Below are 20,535 nucleotides of genomic sequence, written 5' to 3'. Positions count from 1 at the left end.
CTCTCCTGTGAGTGTCTTGCACCGTAGCGATAATCTACGGCAATTAAAGCATGGGTTACCTGTTTTGACGCTGAAAATAGTCTTTGATCTGCTCCGGGCGTAACGGACGGCTATAAAAATAGCCCTGTAAATAGGTGACGCCGCGGTCGATCAACCAACTGGCCTGTTCGTCGGTTTCAACGCCCTCGGCCACGCTCATCAGATTGAGCCGTTTAGCCAGTTGTAACACCGTATCCAGCACCGGCGAAGTGATCGTTTCCGTTCCGATACTTTGCACAAATCCACGATCGATTTTTAGGTAATCAAAATGGTACTTCTCAAGATAGATTAATGCACTGTGCCCGGTCCCAAAATCATCAACCGCGATTTTAATGCCTCGCTGTTGTAGCCAGTGAAACAGTTCGGCCGCATTCGCGTTCTCGACGACTGCGCGCTCGGTAATTTCAAAAACATACAGAAAATGATCGTGAGGCATATTGTCCTGCCAGTACAGGACATCGTCACGAAAACTGCAGGCGCTGAGATGCAGAGGGGAAATATTTACGCTGATGCAGGTTCCTTTGGGCAGGCTATCACGGAGTTGATGTGCATCGCGGGCGACCAGTTCAAACAGGTGTCGGGTCAGGGGGACGATTTGGCGTTGTGCTTCAGCATAGCTGATAAAAATATCGGGTGGGACCGTTTCACCCGAAGGATGTGTCCAGCGTAGCAGTGCCTCCATACTATAAGATTTGCCATCCTGGGCCGAAACTAGAGGCTGATACTCGACATGAAATTCCCCTCGTCGGATACCCAGGGTGATCTCTTTGCCAGGCCGCTGAAAGCGGGTCAGCAAAAACCAAAAGGCACAGCTGGCGATTAATGAAATCAGCAGGCTGCTCAGCATGATGGTCTGATAGTCACTTGCTGACAGCGTTGAACCGTAGAGAGCAAACTGGAAAGGAAGGCCTTCCAGGGGCGTTTGCATTAGCGGCGGCGGGAGTTGACGATTTCGTACCAGCGTTGGCTGCCAACTGGTCATGGCAGTTTTATGGGCGAGTAAGGCAATCCCGGTGATTTCGGGGTAAGAAGACGCTTTTAGCTGATACGTTGCCAGGCTCAGATTCAATGTCGTAAAAATGCCGGACTGAAGGGTGCCGGGCTGCTTAATCCAGATGGCCAGCACCGGCTTTGTCGGCTGCATCGGCGTACCCGGCAACAACCGAATGTCCCTGTCACGTGTGCTATCCGTTCGGGCTGAGAGCGCGCTAAGCGGCTGAAAAAAGCTTCCGGTTGCGGAAGAGCAAAACGCGTTGCCGTCTTTAACTAAAATAATGGCGCGTATGTCGCCGGCAAACGCGGCTCGCGCGGTTAACTCATGATTACCGATATAGCATTCTGACTGAACGAACGGAAGCAGGGGGGAAAGCGTGTCCGAAATAAGCGTCTGGACGCTACGTTGAAAGTCGTTACTACTGTCGATGAGCAACTGTTTATGTTGGCTTTCCCGACGATGTTGGGTTTCGATGAGCAAAACAGAGGTTAACAACAAAAAAAACAGACTGCCAATAATCGCGCTATTCCACGCGATTTGACGAGGATAAGTTGCCTGGCGTATCAGCGCCCGCGACAATGGCATGAAGTGCTTCCCCTGATCAAAATATAAAACGTACTGGTGCGCAATCGCCCGAATATTTGCGTCTGAGAATATAACGAGTCTGTTAATAATGTCTCGTTATTATTTTGATAAACAAGTATTTTTAGGGGGATTCGAGGGATTAAAAAAAAACGCTGCCTGGGCAGCGTTCTGTTTTTCTCTGGCTGAGAGGACATTCGGGAGCGGCATTAGCTCGGGTTGCGACTTAAGACCCGCCGCGCTTCGCGATAACGTTTTTTCCAGTAATCTTCATTAAGGCTGGAGATCATGACACCGCTGCTGGTCGAAGCATGAACAAAGTTGTCATTGCCGAGGTAGATACCGACATGACGGCCCGTTGAGCCAGCACGGAACAGAACTAAGTCACCCGGTCGCAGTCTGCTGCGAGAAATCTCTTTTCCCGTTCCCTGCTGTTCGGACGTTGAGCGAGGAAGATCCAGACCAAACTGTTCGCGGAACGTACGCTGAACGAAAGCGGAACAATCAATACCACGTTTGGTATCACCGCCAAGACGGTAACGAACACCTTTCCAGCTCGCGTATTGATCCATGATGCGCGTCTTAACATCAACGTTGCGCACCATCTCTTCGAACTCATCCTGAGACGCTTGAAGTAAAAAACCATTCTGGTTGTTAACTTCATGATTCTCGTTTTTAACGGTGTTATGGGTACTGCTACAAGCTGAGAGGAGAGTTGCCAGCGCCAGAGCGGGCGCAATCCGCCAGATATATCTCAGTATTGGTTGAGACTTGACCATTATTCGGGTTTTCCTTCGAAGTCCTTACGACAAGATTGTCGCCAGCCAGATGACAAAACGGAATGAGATTAATAAGCCAGTCAGAACAAGACAATGCTTTAATTATAAAAATGTGTAAATCACCACATTTTATCTATTAAAGAATGCTTAATACCGCGTCTTCTTTTCTCACTGCGACCGAGATTAACCGATTCCAGAGGCCGTGGCGAGCGCTTTTAATCAAATTCTGATAGGTTTTTTTGATACTTATCAAACTTAAATAACTTGTTCACTTTATCAACAGTTATTCAAGGTGATAACAGGAGAAAAGGGGTGATCTGGCGCTAATTCCAGGCTTAGTGCGGGCTGGGAGAAGGTCTGCAGAGTAACTGTCGTCGAAGGCTGAAGAGAAGTCCTGCATTATCATCGGGTTCGGATGTCTTTTTTGGTTAGCTTGCTAATTATTTCCATGGGTTTTTTATAAGTGAGGGCGGGTTATAATTTAATCATTATTCCGCCCTCGCTAATTAATTACTATTAGGGTTTATTTTTACCCGGTAATTTGTGATAAAACCAATTAACCAGATAATCACTTGCCGGCGTTAATAGCCACCAGCTTAATCCCACTAACGCCACGGAAAGCGATCCGACTGCAATATCGCTAAACCAGTGCGCGCCTGCCATGACGCGTGGCAGCGAGAACAGCCCCACAATGACAACACCCACTAAAAACGTACGTAAGCCGAAATAACGCCACATGAATGCCGCAAAGATAATGAGCATCATGCCATGATCGCCTGGAAAACTGTCGCTTGACGCATCTTTGGCTGGGATACCCGTTAACTCACTGACGCGGTGAACGTTCTCAAAGAACAGCGTCGGGCTGGCGTGTTTTTCTGGGATCAAATGGCCCGCCTGGTTCAAAACGACCGCTGTCAGCAACATCGTAATGCCAATGGCAAACATACGACGGCGGCCCGCAGGCGTTTCCCGCCGCCACAGCCACAGATAGAGTAACCCCATCGCCAGCAACGACACGGCGTCAAAACCGCGAAAGTTAGTGATGGCGACCAGCAGGGCAAACCCTGGGTGATCCACCATTTCATTATTAAACGCGAAGAAAATCCCTTTATCGATATCAAACCAAAACCCGTGATGGGGCGGTAAATACCATGAAAAAAACAGCACCAGTCCCAGTGCGTTAAGCAACAGGATGGTGACAAGGCGTGTTGCGTGCATAATTCTGCCCTAGTAAAAAATAACCGCCGACCTTAATCCTGTCAGCTTAAACGAAACCTCAACAAAGCAGATTGTAAACTATTCCAGTCGGCAGATGAGGAATGAATCATCTCAATGCGACTGTCAGGTGGGGTTGCGGCGAGAATTTCAACATGCACGTCTTCTCCCTGACGGTTAATGCTGACGCATCCTTCGGGGATGCGCAGCACGCCTTTAACCCGATCGACGGGGGCAAGCCGCGCCCATTCCAGCAAAGGAAGGCTATCAAACACCGTTTCGTGGTCAAAAATCCAGCCGCAGGCGACATAACCCTGACCCTCATTCACCGCCCGACGCCATGACGCGCGCCCGTCGAGTCGCAAGGCTGCGATACCGCTGCCCGGGGCCGCAGCGTGATGATGGTGGACCGGATGCGGAAGGGCGCGCGGTTTCCCGCGCGGACTGTCAAGTAACGCCAGGGGAATCTGACCGAACTCGGCAGTAACAAATTCACGATCGTCCTGATGGGCGGCAAGCCACGCCTGGAGGCGCTGCCGATCGGCCTCGCACCAGCAGTCGCGTTTATTGCCGACAATAATGTCGGCCGCGGCCAGCTGATCGCGAAAGTTTTCATTTTCCGTTACACGCACGTCGGCGAGCTGGCGTGCGTCCAGCAGGGTTAGCGTGGCCTGCAGTTCGATCCAGGGTTGATAAACAGACGACGTCAGCATCTGTAGCAGCTGGCGTGGATGGCCCAGGCCCGTGGGCTCAATCAGCAGGCGGTCGGGCTTGTTTTGTTGAAGCAGCCTGTTTAGCCCGACCTGCATGGGCAGCCCATTAACGCAACACATGCAGCCGCCGGGGATCTCCTTTAACGTCGCGCCACGGTTGGCCAGTAACGCGCCATCAATACCAATCTCACCGAATTCATTGACCAGCACAGCCCAGTTTTCATTCTGGGGCTTGTGCGCCAGCAGATGAATCAGCGTGGTGGTTTTTCCGCTGCCTAAAAATCCGGTGAGAAGGTTAACGCGTGTCATGCCAGTGACTCCTGTAGAGAAAGAGGACGATGTTATAATATAACACTACCTGCCAACCCGGCGTACAGCGCGCGTTATCAGTCGGCACGTCCCATATAGCGACGCTCGGCAACATGGATGCGAATGCGATCGCCGTTGCTGAGGTACTCGGGAACCTGAATGATCAAACCGGTAGACATTCCCGCCGGCTTAGTGCGGGCACTGGCCGATGCGCCTTTAATACCGGGTGAAGTATCCACAATATCCATGTCCACCGTTTGTGGCAGCTCAAGCGCCAGCACCTGGCCATCCATCGTGAGTACCTGAATGCCGGGAATGCCACCTTCCGGGATGAACAGCAGCTCTTCTTCTATTTGCGCTTTTTTAAAGGAATAGGGCGTGTAATCTTCGTCGTCCATAAAGACGTATTCATCACCATCAATATAGGAGAAGGTAACGCTGCGGCGGCTCAGGGATATGGCCTCAATGATCTCGTCGCCCTTAAAGCGTTCTTCCACCTTCATACCGGTGCGAACATCGGTAAAACGCATTTTATAAAGCGTTGCCGCACCGCGCGCGCTGGGGCTCTGGACATCAATATCCTTTACCAGCAGCAGTTTTCCATTGTGGGTAACGGCCATTCCTTTTTTGATTTCATTCGCCTTTGGCATTGCTGTTCTCACTTGCAGAGTAATAGTGCGCGCAACGTTACTCGCGCGATCGTGAACAGGCAAGATAGCGCGAAAAATTTTGTGGTCGGGGGCAACAGCAGGGCGCGTCGGATAGGGCAACCAGGACAGCGATATTTCATGGGTTCTGGCATGACACGGGCCATTTGAGCCCCTGACCCTGTCTTATCTTCTTAGTGGTTAAGCGCTTTTTTCTGTAAAGGTGATTTCGGGCGCGAGCCCCTTCTGCTATCGTGCGCGGTTTACCCCTATCCAGGACGTAAACCATGGAATGTCGTACAGGCTGTGGCGCCTGTTGTATCGCCCCCAGCATCTCCTCGCCCATTCCCGGTATGCCGCACGGCAAGCCCGCGAATACCCGGTGCGTCCAACTTGCGGAGAATAATCTGTGCAAAATTTTTGGTTCTCCCCTGCGACCAAAAGTTTGCGCCGGGCTTCAGCCCTCGGCTGACATGTGCGGCAGTAATCGCCATGACGCGATGGATTACCTGATTCACCTTGAGCAGAGCACCGCGCCCTAATGCGTAGCGGTCTGCCGATCCTTAGCGTGTCACCCTGCATTGCTTTTTGCCCTCGACTTATGCCAACGTCCGCCTGTTAACGCTGCTCTGCCTGCGCTTTCCGTGGCGGATCGGGTTTTACAGGAAAGCCCCCGATAGCGATGTATCTGACCCGACGTGATGTTGCCCGTTCAAGGCGATAACTCTTCAAGCGATTTCCCTTTGGTTTCAATGGCGAAGAGCAGGGTAATCATTCCGCCGATTAGGGCAATCACGGCGAACGCAATGAAAACAAACCGGATACCAAATCCCGATACAATGAAACCCACCATTAGTGGCCCAACAGACGACCCGGCGCGCAGCCAGGCGCTGGAAAAGGCAGTACCTGTCGCGCGAAGTCTGGTCGGATACAGTTCGGCCGAATAGAGATAAAGTGAAAAGGCAATTGTTTGCAAAATAGCATAGGCCATGCTGCCCAATATCAGTATCTGCCATGGCGTATTGGCACCCAGTACACACAGCACGATGAGCGGAATAATGGCCAGCATAAATGCCCAGGTGTACCAGCGCTTACGGCCTACTTGATCGATCTTAAAGGCACAAATGACAGAGGCAATAACGCCACAGGTAGAGGTAATCCATCCATAGGCCAGGCTGGTTTCTAATGGCAGATGAAACAAGGTTCTGTACATAGTAGGAAACCAGGTAATCATGCCGTTGTTAACGGTATAAACCGTGAGCCACAATCCCCACAGCATAAACGTGCGGGATTTGTAGATACCTGAAAACAGCGCCTTTACGCCGCTGGACGAGGCGGGCATCACCGGTACGGGTTTTATTACAGGCTCGGGTAATGACATACCACGACGAAGGGCTTCTGCTTCAAACAACTGAACGACTTTTTCAGCCTGTTGATGGCGGCCTTTAGAGACTAACCAGCGCGGAGACTCTGGCATAAACCAACGCAAAGGCGCCGCCAGAGCTGAAGGGATCAGGCCAATAAGAAACATGATTTTCCAGCCATAAATGGGCACCAGAAAGAATCCGATAAGGCCAGCACACATCATGCCGACTGGAAAGATCACTTCATAAAGCAGAAAAAACCGACCCCGCTTCTTTGCACCGACAAATTCGTTGATATAGGCACTGGCAACGGGAACCTCAGCACCAATGCCCAGTCCCTGCAAAAAACGAATGATCAGAATTGACCAACCGTTCCAGGCGAACAGGCAGGCGGCATCCATAATCACAAACATCACGATGGTGATACGTAAAACACCAATCCTGCCAATTTTTTCTGCCAGCGTACCAAAAAAGAGCGCTCCCACCAGTTGCCCAATATAGCTGGCTGCAATGATCAGACCGACGAACGTCGGCGTAAGCCCCCATTCCTGCGTCAGTTGTGGCAGGGCAAACGCGATGGCAATAATGGTATAGGCATCAAAAAAAGTGGACAGCCCTACCACAACACGAATCGCCATTAACCGGCGTGTGATGGGCAATCGCTCAAGCCGTGCCAGTAATACTGATGCGTCGGCGGGATGAGCGTGGCAAGCGATAACCTGAGTTGACATAGTTACACCCTGTTGCGTGATGGATATGGGGCAAACATGCAAGACGACGCGCGTTCCTGAGCCATGCATTTGCAGCCACTCACTGACGGTAGTTGCATAAAACCTGTGCAAAATGGATAGTGTGAAAACGTTAATGCAATCGTTTTCACATGAATTATCGTTGGTTTAATATCCCGCTGCGTCAATTAAGCGGCTTGATTAATTGTTAACGTGTTCACATTCCGCTCTCAGGCAATCGAAAAAGCGTGAAACAGGTCATACTCTCTTCAATAGCCTTTACGGGGATGCTCAGGCTGGGGAGAACAATGAGAGCCTAAGCGTTGAAAATCGTATTCTTCAGGCGTGACGACAAAGAGAAATGCGGCCCCCACGCAGTGCATGTTAAGGGCGTATCCCGTTGTTATAGCGTCTGTTGTATAGTATTGCCGTCTGCAGAGGGATCTTTGCCACCCACATTAATCCTCGGAGTGATATATGGATCAGGAAAGCCAGGAAAAGGAACAGTCGGATAAAAGGCTGATAACGATGCGTGATGTTGCTAATGCCGCGGGCGTAAGCATCTCCACCGTATCGCGAATTCTGGATGAGAGGCTTCCGCAGTCAAAAAGCGCGTCAGCTGAAAAGGTTCGCCAGGTTGCCCGTGAACTTGGCTATCGGCGTGATTATGTTGCCTCCAGCCTGCGCAGGGGCGATACCGGCACGCTTGGCGTTCTGGTTCCGCGTATGACGGATGCGGTGACGGCGATGCTGTTTGAGGCTATCGCGACAGCAGCTTCACGACGCGGCTATTTTGCCATCGTGGCGACCTGTGGTGACGATCCGCAACAGGAAAAAGCGTCCGCAGAATCCCTACTGGACAGACGCGTTGACGGCCTGATTCTTTCAACCTGTCGTCTGGGCGATCCGCTTCCCCAGACCCTGCGGGAGCGCGAAATACCGCACGTGCTGGTATTGCGTACGGATGGCGTAAGTCCCTCTTCCGTTGGCGATGACGAAATGGGTGGCTACCTTGCAGCGCGTCATCTGATCGATTTAGGCCATAAAAAAATCGGGATGATTGGTGGACCGGATTTTGCGTCCAATGCGTTGAATCGTCGTAAAGGTTTTGAACGGGCAATGAGTGAAGCCGGTTTGCCTGTTCGGCCAGAATGGTGCCGTTCGTCTGACTTTAATATCAAGTCAGGCGAAGATGTGGGGTCGTCAATGTTGAACCATACCTCGCGGCCAACCGCAATTTTTGCCGTCAATGATGAGATTGCGATTGGGGTCATGGCTGCGGCGCATCGTGCAGGCATGACCATCGGCAAAGACCTGTCACTGGTCGGATACAACGATATCCCCCTGGTCAGCCGCTTGCCTGTCGCATTGACCTCAGTGCGAACACCGCTGGAACATATTGCCGGTAATGCTGTAGATATGCTTATCCATGGCAGGCATGAACCCCATTTATCGACCATTATTCCTACGTTAATTCCGCGAAAATCCACGTCTTCTCCTCATCAGTAATCGTTCCTTTAATGACCGCATTGCGAATGTAATGTGGTCATTAACCCGCTGGGATCCCGATCGCAAACTCTCTTCGTCTCCCAAAGCGTTTTGTGATAACTGCCTCATTTATCAATCGCCGCTGGTTGACGCGATGAAATTAGATTGCCAATTTATCTTATGTGAAAACGATTGCAGTAACGTTTTCATATTGTGGTCACTTTGACTGAACCTGTGACTAAAAGTATTTCACATCAAGGAGTTAATCATGATTAATATCGACCTAAGAGGTTTAACCCCTGCGCCTGTCACCCCATTCACGCGCGAAGGGCAAGTGGATTTTGACGCGATTCAACGTCTGGGCAGTTGGCTGGGAAGTATCGACGGCGTAAAGGGGCTGGTGGTCCTGGGTCATGCTGGCGAGGGCACCTTTCTGACGCAGGATGAACAGGCCGACGTGATTCGGGCATTTGTAAAATCGGTCGAAGGCAAAATCCCCGTTATTGCCGGTATTACCGGGGAAGGCACCGAAGTCGCGGCGCGTGAGGCAAAACGCGCTGTCGAGGCCGGTGCGGCTGCCGGTTTGCTCTATCCCTCACACGGCTGGTTGCGTTTTGGGTACCAGGACGGCGCACCCCAGGATCGCTACCGCGTCGTGTATGAAGAGAGTGGTTTACCGCTTATTTTATTCCAGTACCCGGATGTGACCAAAGCCACCTATAACCTGAAAACGCTGCTGGATATTTCCGCGCAACCCGGCGTGTTTGCGATGAAAAATGGCGTACGTAATATGCGGCGGTGGGATACTGAAATTCCCGTCATCCGCCGTGAACGTCCTGATCTACAGATTCTGACCTGCCACGATGAATATCTGCTGCATACCATTTTTGATGTTGATGGCTTCCTGGTGGGCTACGGCAATATTGCCCCTGAGCCGCTGATTGAAATGATTAACGCAGGTAAAGCGCAGGACTATAAGAAAGCACGTGCTTTACATGATCGACTGATGCCTGTGACTAAAGCGGTTTACCATCGTGGCTCACATATGGAAGGCACTGTCGCACTCAAACATGCGCTGGTTGCGCGTGGCATTCTGGAACATGCCACTGTCCGTTCACCGCTGTTACCGCTGGGTGACGGAGCGGCCGAAGAGATTCATGCCGCAATGCGTTCTGCTGAGCTGGGCCGGGTGAAATAAAACGGGCGAGTCTGGCAGGCAGGGCGCCTTCATGTGGGAACTGCCTGTCGTCGAGGCCTAAGGCTATTCAACGTATCTCTGGGATAACCCGGTTTACTGACCGGCAGCCAGCCAGAGAAAAAAGGCATCATCGCGAAAAGAATTTACACCCTCAGTGCACCTGATACGCAGAAAACGGTTATTTAGCCGCGTGCCATTTCTCTGTAGGACATACCGACAAATAACCCGTTGCAACCTTGCGGAGTGAAAGGAAGCCTGTACCGGCCTTGAGTGTGGGCTGGAACGGTGTAAACCGCAGTCAGAAGGAATGGGATCATGCTACTACTACAGTTTATGACAGTGCTTTTTTTTCTGTTTTTGGGAATGCGTATTGGCGGTATCGGTGTGGGGTTTGCAGGTGGGGCGGGTGTAATCATGTTGTGCGCGCTGGGTGCCACGCCTGGCGATCTGCCCATGCTGGTAATGGTATTTATTATGGTGGTGATCGTCGCCATATCGGCCATGCAACAGGCAGGCGGCATTGATTATCTGGTGCAACTGACAGAACGTGCCTTACGTCGCTATCCGCGGTTGTTGGTGATTACGGCACCGCTCTCAACCTGGTTACTGACCATGATGGCCAGTACCGGGCAGGTCTCTTTTGCCTGTATGCCCGTGATTGTGGCTGTGGCCAGAGATAATCACCTTCGTCCAACCCGCGCATTAGCGCTTTCCGTTGCCGCATCCTTACTGGGCATTGTGGCCTCGCCCATTTCTGCAGCCGTGATTTTTCTCTCTGGGATTCTGGAACAGGGACCGCATGGTTGGGGCTATATTGAACTGATTGCCGTGACCATTCCCGCCACCTTCATGGCGCTTTTCTGTTCCGCCTTGTTTTACCTGTGGTGGGATCGCTTACGTCACACAGACCAGCTTGAGCATCAGGATGATGCGGTAAACACCGTACAGCATTCGCATTCCGCTCTCCACGGCAGACGTTCAGTACTGATTTTTATTGTCGGCCTGGTGACAGTGCTGATTTATGCCATTATCAGCAGCCCTAAAATGGAGATCATTACCCGCCCCGTTCTCAATAGCGGGCAGGCACGGATTGCCGTAATGCTAACGGTGGCGATGGCTATCGTCATGTTCTGTCGGGTGAATGTGCATACAATTCCGGGATCGTCGGTGTTTAAAACCGGAATGACGTCTTGTATATGCATACTGGGTGTGGCCTGGCTGGGTTCCACATTTATGGAGAGCAATCGTCTGTGGTTGCAGGATAGGGTGGCGAGCTATTTTCTGGATTCCACATGGTTACTGGCGTTGATTATCGTACTGGCATCATGTTTTCTCTATTCTCAGGCGGCATCGACCAAAATTTTATTTCCGATGGCCTTAAGTATGGGCATTGCGCCCGCCACGCTTGTTATCTGTTTTCCCGCTACCGCGTCCCTGTTTATCTTACCGAACTATCCCACATTGCTGGCCGCCGTTGCGCTGGATGATACGGGATCCACCCGCCTTGGCCGAAGGATAATCGATCACCCATTTATCCTGCCTGGCCTGCTGGCTACCGGTCTGTCGATGCTTTTTGCAGCAGGTTTAGCAAGGCTGTTCTAACCTTAAGGACATCATGAGCGTAAAAGGCTAAGCCCCTTTGCCGCCATGCTGTGAAGCCCGTGCTGGTGGATTATCACTGTCTGGCAACGTGCCTCTTAGAGGTTAACGTTACCCTGTTTGCAGCGTCTGCTGACGCTGCTGAAATCACGCTCAAAAACTCGGCCTCATGTCGTCCAGGCTTCAGCACTATTTTTAAGAAAATTCCGTAACCTCTCTGAATTGTGCGTAATGTCAAAGATCTGTTATGCCGTTTACGCATTTTCTTGCCTGCAAAGCCAAGCTGAATAACAATCCCTGAAACGTTTCAGCGTTGCTGTGACAACCTTCACCAGGTCAAACAGCAAGATTCAACACCATTGAGCTGAAACGATTCAATCAGCAAGCGAGGAGAATTATGTTCCAGCTCGAATTGCAGGCCATCCATACCGGAGCCAGCGCCCAAAATAAAGAAGATGCGATTCGTCAGGTTGCGGCGGCACTTACCGCTGCGGGTAACGTGGCGGAAGGTTATGTCAACGGCATGCTGGCGCGTGAGCAGCAAACCTCAACCTTTTTGGGTAATGGCATCGCCATTCCTCATGGCACCACCGACACGCGCGATCTGGTGCTGAAAACCGGCGTTCAGGTCTTTCAGTTTCCTCAGGGAATTGCCTGGGGCGACGATCAAACGGCCTATGTCGCGATTGGTATTGCCGCGAAATCTGATGAACATCTGACGTTGCTGCGCCAGCTGACGCACGTACTGAGTGACGACAGCATCGCCGAACAGCTTAAAACGGCCTCTGCTGAAGATCTGCGTGCGCTGCTGATGGGTGAGAAGCAGTCAGCTGAATTCAGCTTCGATACTTCATTAATTTCCCTGGATGTCAGCGCACGTGACCTGATAACGCTGCAGGCCGTCAATGCCGGCCGCTTACAGGCTGCGGGTGTGGTTGATGCCAGCTATGTTGCTGAGGTGGTTTCCAGTAAACCGCTGAGTCTGGGGCAGGGCATCTGGTTAAGCGACAGCGGCAAAGGTAATCTGCAAAGCGGTGTGGCCGTCAGCCGCGCGGCGACAGCCTTTGAACATGAAGGTGAATCCGTGGCAATTCTAGTCAGCGTGGCCGCCGTCGATGACCGCCCGCTAGAGGTACTGGGTTACCTGAGCGCACTGCTGCATGGCAACAAAGCCGACCGTTTGCTGAAAGCCGATGCGGCAGGTGTTTATGCCCTGCTAACCAGCGAAGTTGACGAGCAGGCAGACCAACTGACGGCTGAATTTACTATTCGCAACGAGCATGGCTTACATGCGCGTCCGGGGACCGCCCTGGTGAGCGTGATTAAACAGTTCAACAGCGACATTACGATTACCAACCTTGATGGCAGCGGTAAACCTGCAAACGGACGCAGCCTGATGAAAGTCGTTGCGCTGGGTGTGAAAAAAGGTCATCGCCTGCGTTTTACTGCCAGTGGGGAAGATGCCCAACAGGCGCTGACGGCTATCGAAGAAGCCATCAACAGTGGCTTAGGTGAGGGGGCGGCATGACCAGACGTGTTGCAACCATCACGTTGAATCCTGCGTACGACCTGGTCGGTTATACGCCAGAAATTGAACGTGGTGAAGTGAACCTGGTGAAAACCACTGGCTTACATGCTGCCGGGAAAGGCATCAATGTGGCGAAAGTGCTGAAAGATCTGGGTATCGACGTAACCGTTGGTGGCTTTCTGGGTAAAGACAATCAGGATGGTTTTCAGCAGCTCTTTAGTGAACTGGGGATCGCCAACCGTTTTCAGGTCGTGAATGGCCGCACGCGCATTAACGTCAAGCTGACTGAGCAAACCGGTGATGTGACCGATCTTAACTTTTCCGGTTTTCAGGTGACGGCTCAGGACTGGGATCGCTTTACCAGCGACTCATTAACCTGGCTGGGCCAGTTCGACATGGTGTGCGTGAGTGGCAGCCTGCCGGAGGGGGTCGATCCTGATGCCTTTACCCGCTGGATGACTGAACTGCGTACGCACTGTCCCTGCATCATCTTTGACAGTAGCCGCGAAGCCCTGGTGGCGGGCCTGAAAGCCGCCCCCTGGCTGGTTAAACCTAATCGTCGCGAGCTTGAGATTTGGGCAGGGCGCAAGCTACCTGCACTTCAGGACGTGATTGACGCAGCGCACGAGTTGCGTGAGCAGGGCATTGCACATGTGGTGATTTCTCTGGGTGCTGAAGGCGCACTTTGGGTCAATGCCTCAGGTGAATGGATAGCTAAACCGCCGGTGTGCGAAGTTGTCAGCACCGTTGGCGCAGGTGACTCCATGGTAGGTGGCCTGATTTATGGCCTGTTAATGCGTGAATCCAGTGAACATACGTTACGTCTGGCTACTGCGGTAGCCGCAATGGCTGTCAGCCAGAGCAACGTCGGCGTGACCGATCGTACCCAGTTGGCCGCAATGATGGCGCGTGTCGACTTACAACCCGTTAACTGACAGCAGGAGAGCGATAGTGAAAACGCTGCTGATAAAAGATCCTTCAACAGGACTGGCTTCTGCCTACATGGCAAAACAACGTCTGGCCGCTGCGGCTGCTCAGGCTGGTATAACGCTAACCGAAAACCCGGCCGAGGCCGAACTGGTGATCGTCACCGGTAAAACAGTACCAGAGGATGCCGCGCTGACGGGGAAATCCGTGTGGCTGGGCGATGTGCAGCAGGCAGTCAGTGAACCGGAACTGTTCCTGAATCGTGCCAAAGCCGAAGCGAAACCCTGGCAAGCCAGCGTGGCAGCACCTGCTGCCGTTACCGCTGTGCCAGCGAATGGGCCAAAACGTGTGGTTGCTGTGACCGCTTGCCCAACGGGCGTTGCGCATACCTTTATGGCGGCCGAGGCAATCCAGGCGGAAGCGACCAAACGCGGCTGGTGGGTTAAAGTTGAAACCCGTGGCTCTGTAGGGGCCGGTAACGCGATCACCCCTGAAGAAGTTGCCGCAGCCGATCTGGTTATCGTGGCCGCGGATATCGAAGTGGATCTGGCTAAGTTTGCGGGTAAACCGATGTACCGCACCTCAACCGGTCTGGCACTGAAAAAGACCGCGCAGGAGCTGGATAAAGCCGTGGCAGAAGCGAAGCCTTATAAACCTTCTGGCGCGCAAAACAGTTCTCAGGAAGAGAAAAAAGAGGGCGGCGCGGGGGCTTACCGTCACCTGTTGACCGGCGTCTCCTACATGCTGCCCATGGTGGTGGCGGGTGGCTTGAGTATCGCGCTGTCTTTTGCGTTTGGTATCACGGCCTTTAAAGAGCCCGGTACGCTGGCCGCTGCCCTGATGCAAATCGGTGGCGGGAGTGCCTTTGCACTGATGGTTCCGGTTCTTGCGGGCTTTATTGCCTTCTCAATCGCGGATCGTCCTGGTCTGACGCCTGGCCTGATTGGCGGTATGATCGCCACCAGCATCAACGCGGGCTTCCTTGGCGGCATCATCGCCGGTTTTATTGCGGGTTATGCGGCCAAACTGATCAGCGGTAAGGTGAAGTTGCCACAGAGTATGGAAGCGCTAAAACCTATCCTGATTATTCCGCTGTTTGCCAGCCTGATCACCGGCTTGCTGATGATCTACGTGGTAGGTAAACCGGTCGCGGGCATCATGAGCGGTTTGACCAGCTGGCTGGCTAACATGGGTACCGCGAATGCAATCCTGCTGGGCGCTATCCTGGGTGGCATGATGTGTACCGATATGGGTGGTCCTGTTAACAAAGTTGCTTACGCATTTGGCGTCGGCCTGCTAAGTTCACAAACCTACGCACCTATGGCCGCGATTATGGCTGCCGGTATGGTGCCACCGCTGGCGATGGGGCTGGCGACGCTGGTTGCGCGTCGTAAATTTAACAAAGGTCAGCAGGAAGGCGGTAAAGCCGCGCTGGTTCTGGGTCTGTGCTTTATTTCAGAAGGTGCGATTCCGTTTGCGGCCCGTGACCCGATGCGCGTCCTGCCATGCTGTATCGTCGGTGGCGCAGTAACCGGTGCCGTTTCCATGGCGATTGGTGCCAAGCTGATGGCACCGCACGGTGGCCTGTTCGTCCTGTTAATCCCGGGGGCGATTACGCCGGTCGTGGGTTATCTGATGGCGATTTTGATTGGTACCGCGATTGCCGGATTAGGCTATGCAGTACTGAAGCGCCCGGAAGAAGAGCTGGCGAAAGCCTGACAGGTAAGACGACAAAGGAGCCGCAAGGCTCCTTTGTCTTATTTCTTAACGTTGTTCTGACTTAAGCCAGGCAATTTCATCTTTCCAGATATCGGGATTAATGGTTTCCAGAATCAGCGGAATACCATCGAACCGCGAATCCTTCATCATCCAGCTAAAGACGGTTTTACCGATATTCCCCTCACCCAGGCTGTGATGACGGTCAACCCGGCTGCCCAGCGTACTTTTGGCATCATTCAGGTGCATCCCGCGAAGATAGTTAAAACCCACCACGCGCTCAAATTCGGCAAAGGTCTCCGTGCAGGCGGCTTCACTGCACAGATCGTATCCGCCCGCGAAGGCATGGCAGGTATCGATGCAAACGCCGACGCGCGACTTATCTTCGACGTGTTCAATAATGGTCGCCAGATGTTCAAAGCGGAACCCCAGGTTGCTGCCCTGACCGGCGGTATTTTCGATAACGGCGGTCACGCTGTGGGTTTGATCCAGGGCGATGTTAATTGACTCGGCGATGCGCTTTAAGCAGGTCAGCTCATCAATTTGCTGTAAATGACTGCCCGGATGAAAATTCAGTAGCGTCAGCCCCAGCTGTTCCGCGCGCTGCATTTCATCTACGAACGCATCGCGCGATTTTTGCAACGCGTCCATGACCGGATGCCCCAGGTTTATCAGATAGCTGTCGTGCGGCAGAATCTGGCCCGGTTCAAAATGGTATTTCTCACAGGCAGCGCGGAAGGCGGCGATGGTTTCGTCTGACAGCGGGGCGGCTTTCCACTGACGCTGGTTCTTCGTGAACAGCGCAAAAGCCGTGGCTTCCAGTTCGTGGGCGCGGAGGACCGCCTGATCCACACCACCCGATGCGCTGACGTGCGCGCCAATATACTTCATGCCGTTCTCCTGAAGGATTTAACTCAGATTGAACGGCATGATACACGATGGCGCTGTGGCAAAGCGCGGTGCGCAGGAAATTTTTAGCGAGGTCAGGAGGAGGCATTATCAGGAATACAGCCGTGCCACAAAGGGCTCGCTGTTTTCACCCGAATACGCGAAAAGTCTCAGAAAAGGGGCCGGGCGTGAGGCGAAACCGGCCGGTGCCGAATCGACCTTGTCTGTCAGAAGAAGGCAACGCAGCGGATCAGTGGCGGAGTTTCGCCAATTCGTCTTCTGTCAGGCCGGTCATTTTAATCACGGTCGGGCGATCAAGGCCGTTATTTAACATGGTCCGGGCAATCTTCAGCGCTTCTTCCTTCCTGCCTTTTTCAATGCCTTTTTGTTCCAGCTGTTCTGCAATGGTCATCAGAGCCTCTCCGTGTTGCGGCACCCGCTGTGCCAGCTTATGAACAAAGGTTTGCGCATCTGAAGCTTCGCCCACCTGTATCATGTAGTTTACCAGCGATATCACCAGCGATGAAGAGAGATGTTTATGTAGAAGAAGACTGACCAGGCTGTCAATCAGGGCTGTCAGGTTTCGCTGGTGGATATGCTTTTGCAGTAAGGTTAAGGCGGCCATGCTGCGATGGTGTGCAATCTCCTCGTCAGGGATAATCGTCACATCAACCAAAGGGAAAGCCGTGGTGTACAGTGCGCCCGCAATGTCCGGTCGGGCAAATTCATCGAGCCAACAGAGGGAATAAGGATACGGGCTGCGTTTACCGGTATAGAACAACATTGGGATAACCAACGGCAGTGTTTTATGCCCGGCCTGCAGGTGGCGGTGCATGGCGGCAACCGCATAGCGCATCAACCTGAAGGCCATATGTTGATCCGGACCGGACTGATGCTCGATAAGCACGTGGATGTAGCCTTCCCCGGATGCGGTTTTAAGGCTGTAGAGCACGTCGCTGAAATACTGACGCAGATCGTCTTCGACAAACGAACCCGATTCCAGTTTAAGGGTGGACAGGTCGCAAAGGGCGCGTAACGGTTCTGGCAGGTGGATCGCCATAAAATCCTGCGCAATATCGGGCTGTGTCAGAAACTGCCTGAACAGGGCATCGTGAGGCGTTGGCGTGGTGGTTTTTATCTTCATCCGTCCCGGCTCGAAAAAATGACCCGCCTAAAATAGGGCAGACCGGGGCGTTCGCCTAATGACGGCGCAGTAATGTACGGCGCGTCTCGCAAATCTCCGCGTGTGGGGCAGTGAAGGGGAAGTGGCCGCCATAACCGGCCCCGTCACGGGCCGGTCAGGAAGGGAGAGGGCTGCGTGCTTACGCCATGAGGTGCTGGACCAGCAGATTAATAGTACCGCCACCCACAATCAGCCAGACAAATACCAGTGCTCCTAACAGCACAGGCTTAAATCCGGCAGCGCGCAGGGCAGTAAAGCGGGTAGTTAAGCCCAACGCTGCCATTGCCATGGTCAGCAGGATCCCGCCGAGGGTATTTAATGTGTTAACCCACCCGGCCGGCAACCAGTGCAGAGAGTTGAACAGAGCGACAGCAACAAACATTAAAGCAAACCACGGAAAGGTGACCGGCTGTGCGCTATGCTGTGCTGTCTGTTCACGTCGCAGTACACCGCTCAGCAACAGTAAAAACGGAGCCAGCATCATCACCCGGAGCATTTTCGCAATGACTGCGCTGCTCTCGGTTTCGGGCGCAATGCTGTGCCCGGCGGCGACCACCTGGGCCACTTCGTGGATCGTCGAACCGGTGAAAACACCAAACTGTGTCAGACTGACGGCAGGGAAAAGATGATGAACCCATGGCCACAGCAAGGGATAAACAAAGATCGCCAGGGTGCCAAACAGCACGACCGTTGCCACCGCCACCGCCACCTTTGAGGGGGCCGCTTTCACGACTGGCTCTGTGGCCAGTACGGCAGCGGCACCGCAGATGCTGCTCCCCGCACCGATTAACCACACGGTGTCACGATCGAGCCTGAGCAGGCGCCTGCCCAGCAGGCAGGTTATAAAAAACGTGCTGCTCAGGGTCAGTACATCAATAACGACGCCGCTCAGGCCGACATCCGTGATTTGTTGTAAGGTGATGCGAAATCCGAACAGTATCACGCCCAGCCGGAGCAGTTTTTGTTTGGCCAGCAGTACGCCAGCGTCGCACTGACCGGCCATGGGGGAATAAACACTGTTGCCGATAATGATGCCCAGCATAATGGCCAGAGTTAACGAACCCAGCCCCAGATGCGAGACGGCAGGTACCTGCGCCAGCAGCGCCGTAACGCTGGCAAGGGTACCGCATAGCAACAGGCCTGGCAGCCATTGCTGCACAGTGTGAGATTTTGAAATGCTGATGTCGGCCATGATTACGCTCCTGGTTGAGCACGCATCATCACGCCAGGTTTGTTAAAAGTGAAATTGATTATATATTTATAATCTACCGCTATAAGTGATAAGGCAGGATATATGCTGTTCGCACGACTGGGGCGCTTCATCACGCTCATCAAAAGGGATGTTTTAACGCTCGCCTATGCCTGCCGCGATCCCCGAACGCCGCTGTGGTGTAAAGGCGCGGCCGTGGGACTCATGGCGTACGGCATCAGCCCCATTGATGTGATCCCTGATGTCATCCCGGTCGTCGGGCTACTCGATGATGCAGTGATCATTCCCACCGGCGTCATGTTGCTGCTGAAAATGTTACCCACGGAAGTGCGCGCCAGCAGCGCAGAGCGTGCCCGGCAGCAGCGTGCACGCGGTAAAACCCTGTTCGGTGTGCTGGGTGTGGTTTTTCTGCTGTGGATAGCCCTGATGGTTTACCTCTTACAGCGTTAGATTCAGGAGTCTCCATGCACATTACACTGCGACAAATCGACGTTTTTACCGAAGTGCTGAAAAGCGGCTCCACCACGCAGGCTTCTCAGGTGCTGGCCTTGTCCCAGTCAGCCGTCAGTGCGGCACTCGCCGATCTGGAAAACCAGCTTGGCGTTCAGCTTTTCGACCGTGTAGGTAAGCGACTGGTAGTGAATGAACACGGCCGGTTACTTTACCCGCGGGCCGTGGGCCTGCTTGAACAGGCGACGGAAATCGAACAGCTGTTTAAAGAAGATAACGGGGCTATCCGAATTTATGCCAGTAGCACAATCGGGAATTACCTGTTGCCGGGGATGATTGCCGGCTACCGCCGTGATTTCCCGACCTTACCTTTAGAGCTGAGCGTGGGAAACAGCCAGGACGTGATCATGGCCGTGTCTGAATTCAGGGTTGATGTCGGGTTAATCGAAGGTCCCTGTCATATGACGGAACTGGTAAGCGAGCCCTGGCTTGACGATGAGCTGGTGGTGTTTGCCGCGCCGGATGCTGCCATTTTACAGCAGCCGGTGACGCTGGCATCGCTGGCGGAGGCCACCTGGATTCTTCGCGAACGGGGTTCAGGGACGCGCGAAATCGTTGATTACCTGCTGCTGTCTCATCTGCCGACCTTCCAACTGGGCATGGAACTGGGCAACTCCGAAGCGATCAAACATGCCGTGCGTCACGGCATGGGCATTAGCTGTTTATCCCGCCGGGTTATTGCCGACCAGCTCAGTGCCGGAACGCTCATTGAGCTGAATACGCCTTTGCCCAATTTGACGCGTACGCTTTACCGTATTCATCACCGGCAAAAACATATCTCAAAGGCGCTGTCACGGTTTTTGTCCTACTGTCGGGAATAACCGCAGGGGGAGGCTGATGATGAAATAAGCGGTTCAACCCCTTGAAATTCAGGGAGACAGGCGCTGCCGCTAATAATCTGCCGCCTATCATGAAGGT

Annotated in this window: 18 protein-coding genes; 9 read left to right on the top strand and 9 right to left on the bottom strand. The window is 53.1% G+C overall.

Annotation, left to right across the window (positions count from 1 at the left end):
• Positions 1-55: 55 nt before the first annotated feature.
• The 5 genes from NYE92_RS06960 to yeiP form a co-directional block, all read right to left on the bottom strand.
• Entirely contained in the window at positions 56-1,618 is a 1,563-nt protein-coding gene (locus NYE92_RS06960) for a cyclic di-GMP phosphodiesterase (RefSeq protein ID WP_014605412.1), read from the bottom strand.
• Between the two features lie 206 nt (positions 1,619-1,824).
• Positions 1,825-2,394 (bottom strand): bifunctional murein DD-endopeptidase/murein LD-carboxypeptidase, encoded by a 570-nt coding sequence (gene mepS, locus NYE92_RS06955; RefSeq protein ID WP_013026447.1) that lies wholly within the window; start codon positions 2,392-2,394, stop codon positions 1,825-1,827.
• Positions 2,395-2,910: 516 nt separating this feature from the next.
• Positions 2,911-3,612, bottom strand: coding sequence for a phosphatase PAP2 family protein (locus NYE92_RS06950; RefSeq protein ID WP_014594127.1), 702 nt, complete (start codon positions 3,610-3,612; stop codon positions 2,911-2,913).
• Between the two features lie 41 nt (positions 3,613-3,653).
• Positions 3,654-4,631 (bottom strand): GTP-binding protein, encoded by a 978-nt coding sequence (locus tag NYE92_RS06945; protein WP_259018777.1) that lies wholly within the window; start codon positions 4,629-4,631, stop codon positions 3,654-3,656.
• 77 nt (positions 4,632-4,708) lie between these two features.
• Positions 4,709-5,281, bottom strand: a complete 573-nt coding sequence (yeiP, locus tag NYE92_RS06940; protein ID WP_014594125.1) for an elongation factor P-like protein YeiP — start codon at positions 5,279-5,281, stop codon at positions 4,709-4,711.
• Positions 5,282-5,565: 284 nt separating this feature from the next.
• Between yeiP and NYE92_RS06935 the strand changes: the two genes are divergently transcribed.
• Entirely contained in the window at positions 5,566-5,820 is a 255-nt protein-coding gene (locus NYE92_RS06935; protein ID WP_014605415.1) for a YkgJ family cysteine cluster protein, read from the top strand.
• 170 nt (positions 5,821-5,990) lie between these two features.
• Here the strand turns inward: NYE92_RS06935 and NYE92_RS06930 are convergent, their stop codons facing one another.
• Entirely contained in the window at positions 5,991-7,373 is a 1,383-nt protein-coding gene (locus tag NYE92_RS06930; RefSeq protein WP_028715357.1) for an MFS transporter, read from the bottom strand.
• A gap of 474 nt (positions 7,374-7,847) precedes the next feature.
• On the opposite strand from NYE92_RS06930, the gene NYE92_RS06925 reads away from it, so the two are divergent.
• The 6 genes from NYE92_RS06925 (at position 7,848) to fruA (ending at position 15,829) form a co-directional block, all read left to right on the top strand.
• Positions 7,848-8,879, top strand: coding sequence for a LacI family DNA-binding transcriptional regulator (locus NYE92_RS06925; RefSeq protein ID WP_028715356.1), 1,032 nt, complete (start codon positions 7,848-7,850; stop codon positions 8,877-8,879).
• 247 nt (positions 8,880-9,126) lie between these two features.
• A complete protein-coding gene (locus NYE92_RS06920; RefSeq protein ID WP_013026440.1) occupies positions 9,127-10,056 on the top strand; it encodes a dihydrodipicolinate synthase family protein in 930 nt (309 codons plus the stop codon).
• Positions 10,057-10,371: 315 nt separating this feature from the next.
• A complete protein-coding gene (locus tag NYE92_RS06915; RefSeq protein ID WP_028715355.1) occupies positions 10,372-11,658 on the top strand; it encodes an anaerobic C4-dicarboxylate transporter family protein in 1,287 nt (428 codons plus the stop codon).
• A 394-nt stretch (positions 11,659-12,052) separates the two neighbouring features.
• Positions 12,053-13,183 carry a fused PTS fructose transporter subunit IIA/HPr protein gene (gene fruB / locus NYE92_RS06910; protein ID WP_078828802.1) on the top strand — a complete coding sequence of 377 codons (1,131 nt, stop codon included), beginning with the start codon at positions 12,053-12,055 and terminating at the stop codon, positions 13,181-13,183.
• Positions 13,180-14,118: a 1-phosphofructokinase gene (gene fruK, locus NYE92_RS06905; RefSeq protein WP_013026437.1), complete on the top strand. Its 939-nt coding sequence runs from the start codon at positions 13,180-13,182 to the stop codon at positions 14,116-14,118. Before fruB ends, fruK begins: the two co-directional genes overlap by 4 nt.
• Positions 14,119-14,134: 16 nt before the next feature.
• Positions 14,135-15,829 carry a PTS fructose transporter subunit IIBC gene (fruA, locus tag NYE92_RS06900; protein WP_064374081.1) on the top strand — a complete coding sequence of 565 codons (1,695 nt, stop codon included), beginning with the start codon at positions 14,135-14,137 and terminating at the stop codon, positions 15,827-15,829.
• A 45-nt stretch (positions 15,830-15,874) separates the two neighbouring features.
• On the opposite strand, the gene nfo is transcribed toward fruA, so the two are convergent.
• The 3 genes from nfo to NYE92_RS06885 all read right to left on the bottom strand — a co-directional run bounded on the left by nfo (position 15,875) and on the right by NYE92_RS06885 (position 19,089).
• On the bottom strand, positions 15,875-16,717 hold the full coding sequence (nfo, locus tag NYE92_RS06895) for a deoxyribonuclease IV (protein WP_078828801.1): 843 nt from the start codon (positions 16,715-16,717) through the stop codon (positions 15,875-15,877).
• A 247-nt stretch (positions 16,718-16,964) separates the two neighbouring features.
• Positions 16,965-17,858: an Rpn family recombination-promoting nuclease/putative transposase gene (locus tag NYE92_RS06890; protein WP_078828800.1), complete on the bottom strand. Its 894-nt coding sequence runs from the start codon at positions 17,856-17,858 to the stop codon at positions 16,965-16,967.
• 178 nt (positions 17,859-18,036) lie between these two features.
• Positions 18,037-19,089 (bottom strand): YeiH family protein, encoded by a 1,053-nt coding sequence (locus NYE92_RS06885; protein WP_013026433.1) that lies wholly within the window; start codon positions 19,087-19,089, stop codon positions 18,037-18,039.
• Positions 19,090-19,191: 102 nt separating this feature from the next.
• Here NYE92_RS06885 and NYE92_RS06880 point away from each other — a divergent pair, with 102 nt between their 5' ends.
• Positions 19,192-19,557 (top strand): YkvA family protein, encoded by a 366-nt coding sequence (locus tag NYE92_RS06880; RefSeq protein ID WP_013026432.1) that lies wholly within the window; start codon positions 19,192-19,194, stop codon positions 19,555-19,557.
• Positions 19,558-19,571: 14 nt separating this feature from the next.
• Positions 19,572-20,438 (top strand): DNA-binding transcriptional regulator YeiE, encoded by an 867-nt coding sequence (yieE, locus tag NYE92_RS06875; RefSeq protein ID WP_014594115.1) that lies wholly within the window; start codon positions 19,572-19,574, stop codon positions 20,436-20,438.
• Positions 20,439-20,535: the final 97 nt, after the last annotated feature.

This window comes from Pantoea sp. B566, from assembly GCF_024793925.1.
In the GTDB taxonomy this organism is placed as follows: domain Bacteria; phylum Pseudomonadota; class Gammaproteobacteria; order Enterobacterales; family Enterobacteriaceae; genus Pantoea; species Pantoea ananatis.
Note: the sequence above shows the minus strand (reverse complement) of the source record. Positions and strands in the feature narration are given on the sequence as shown.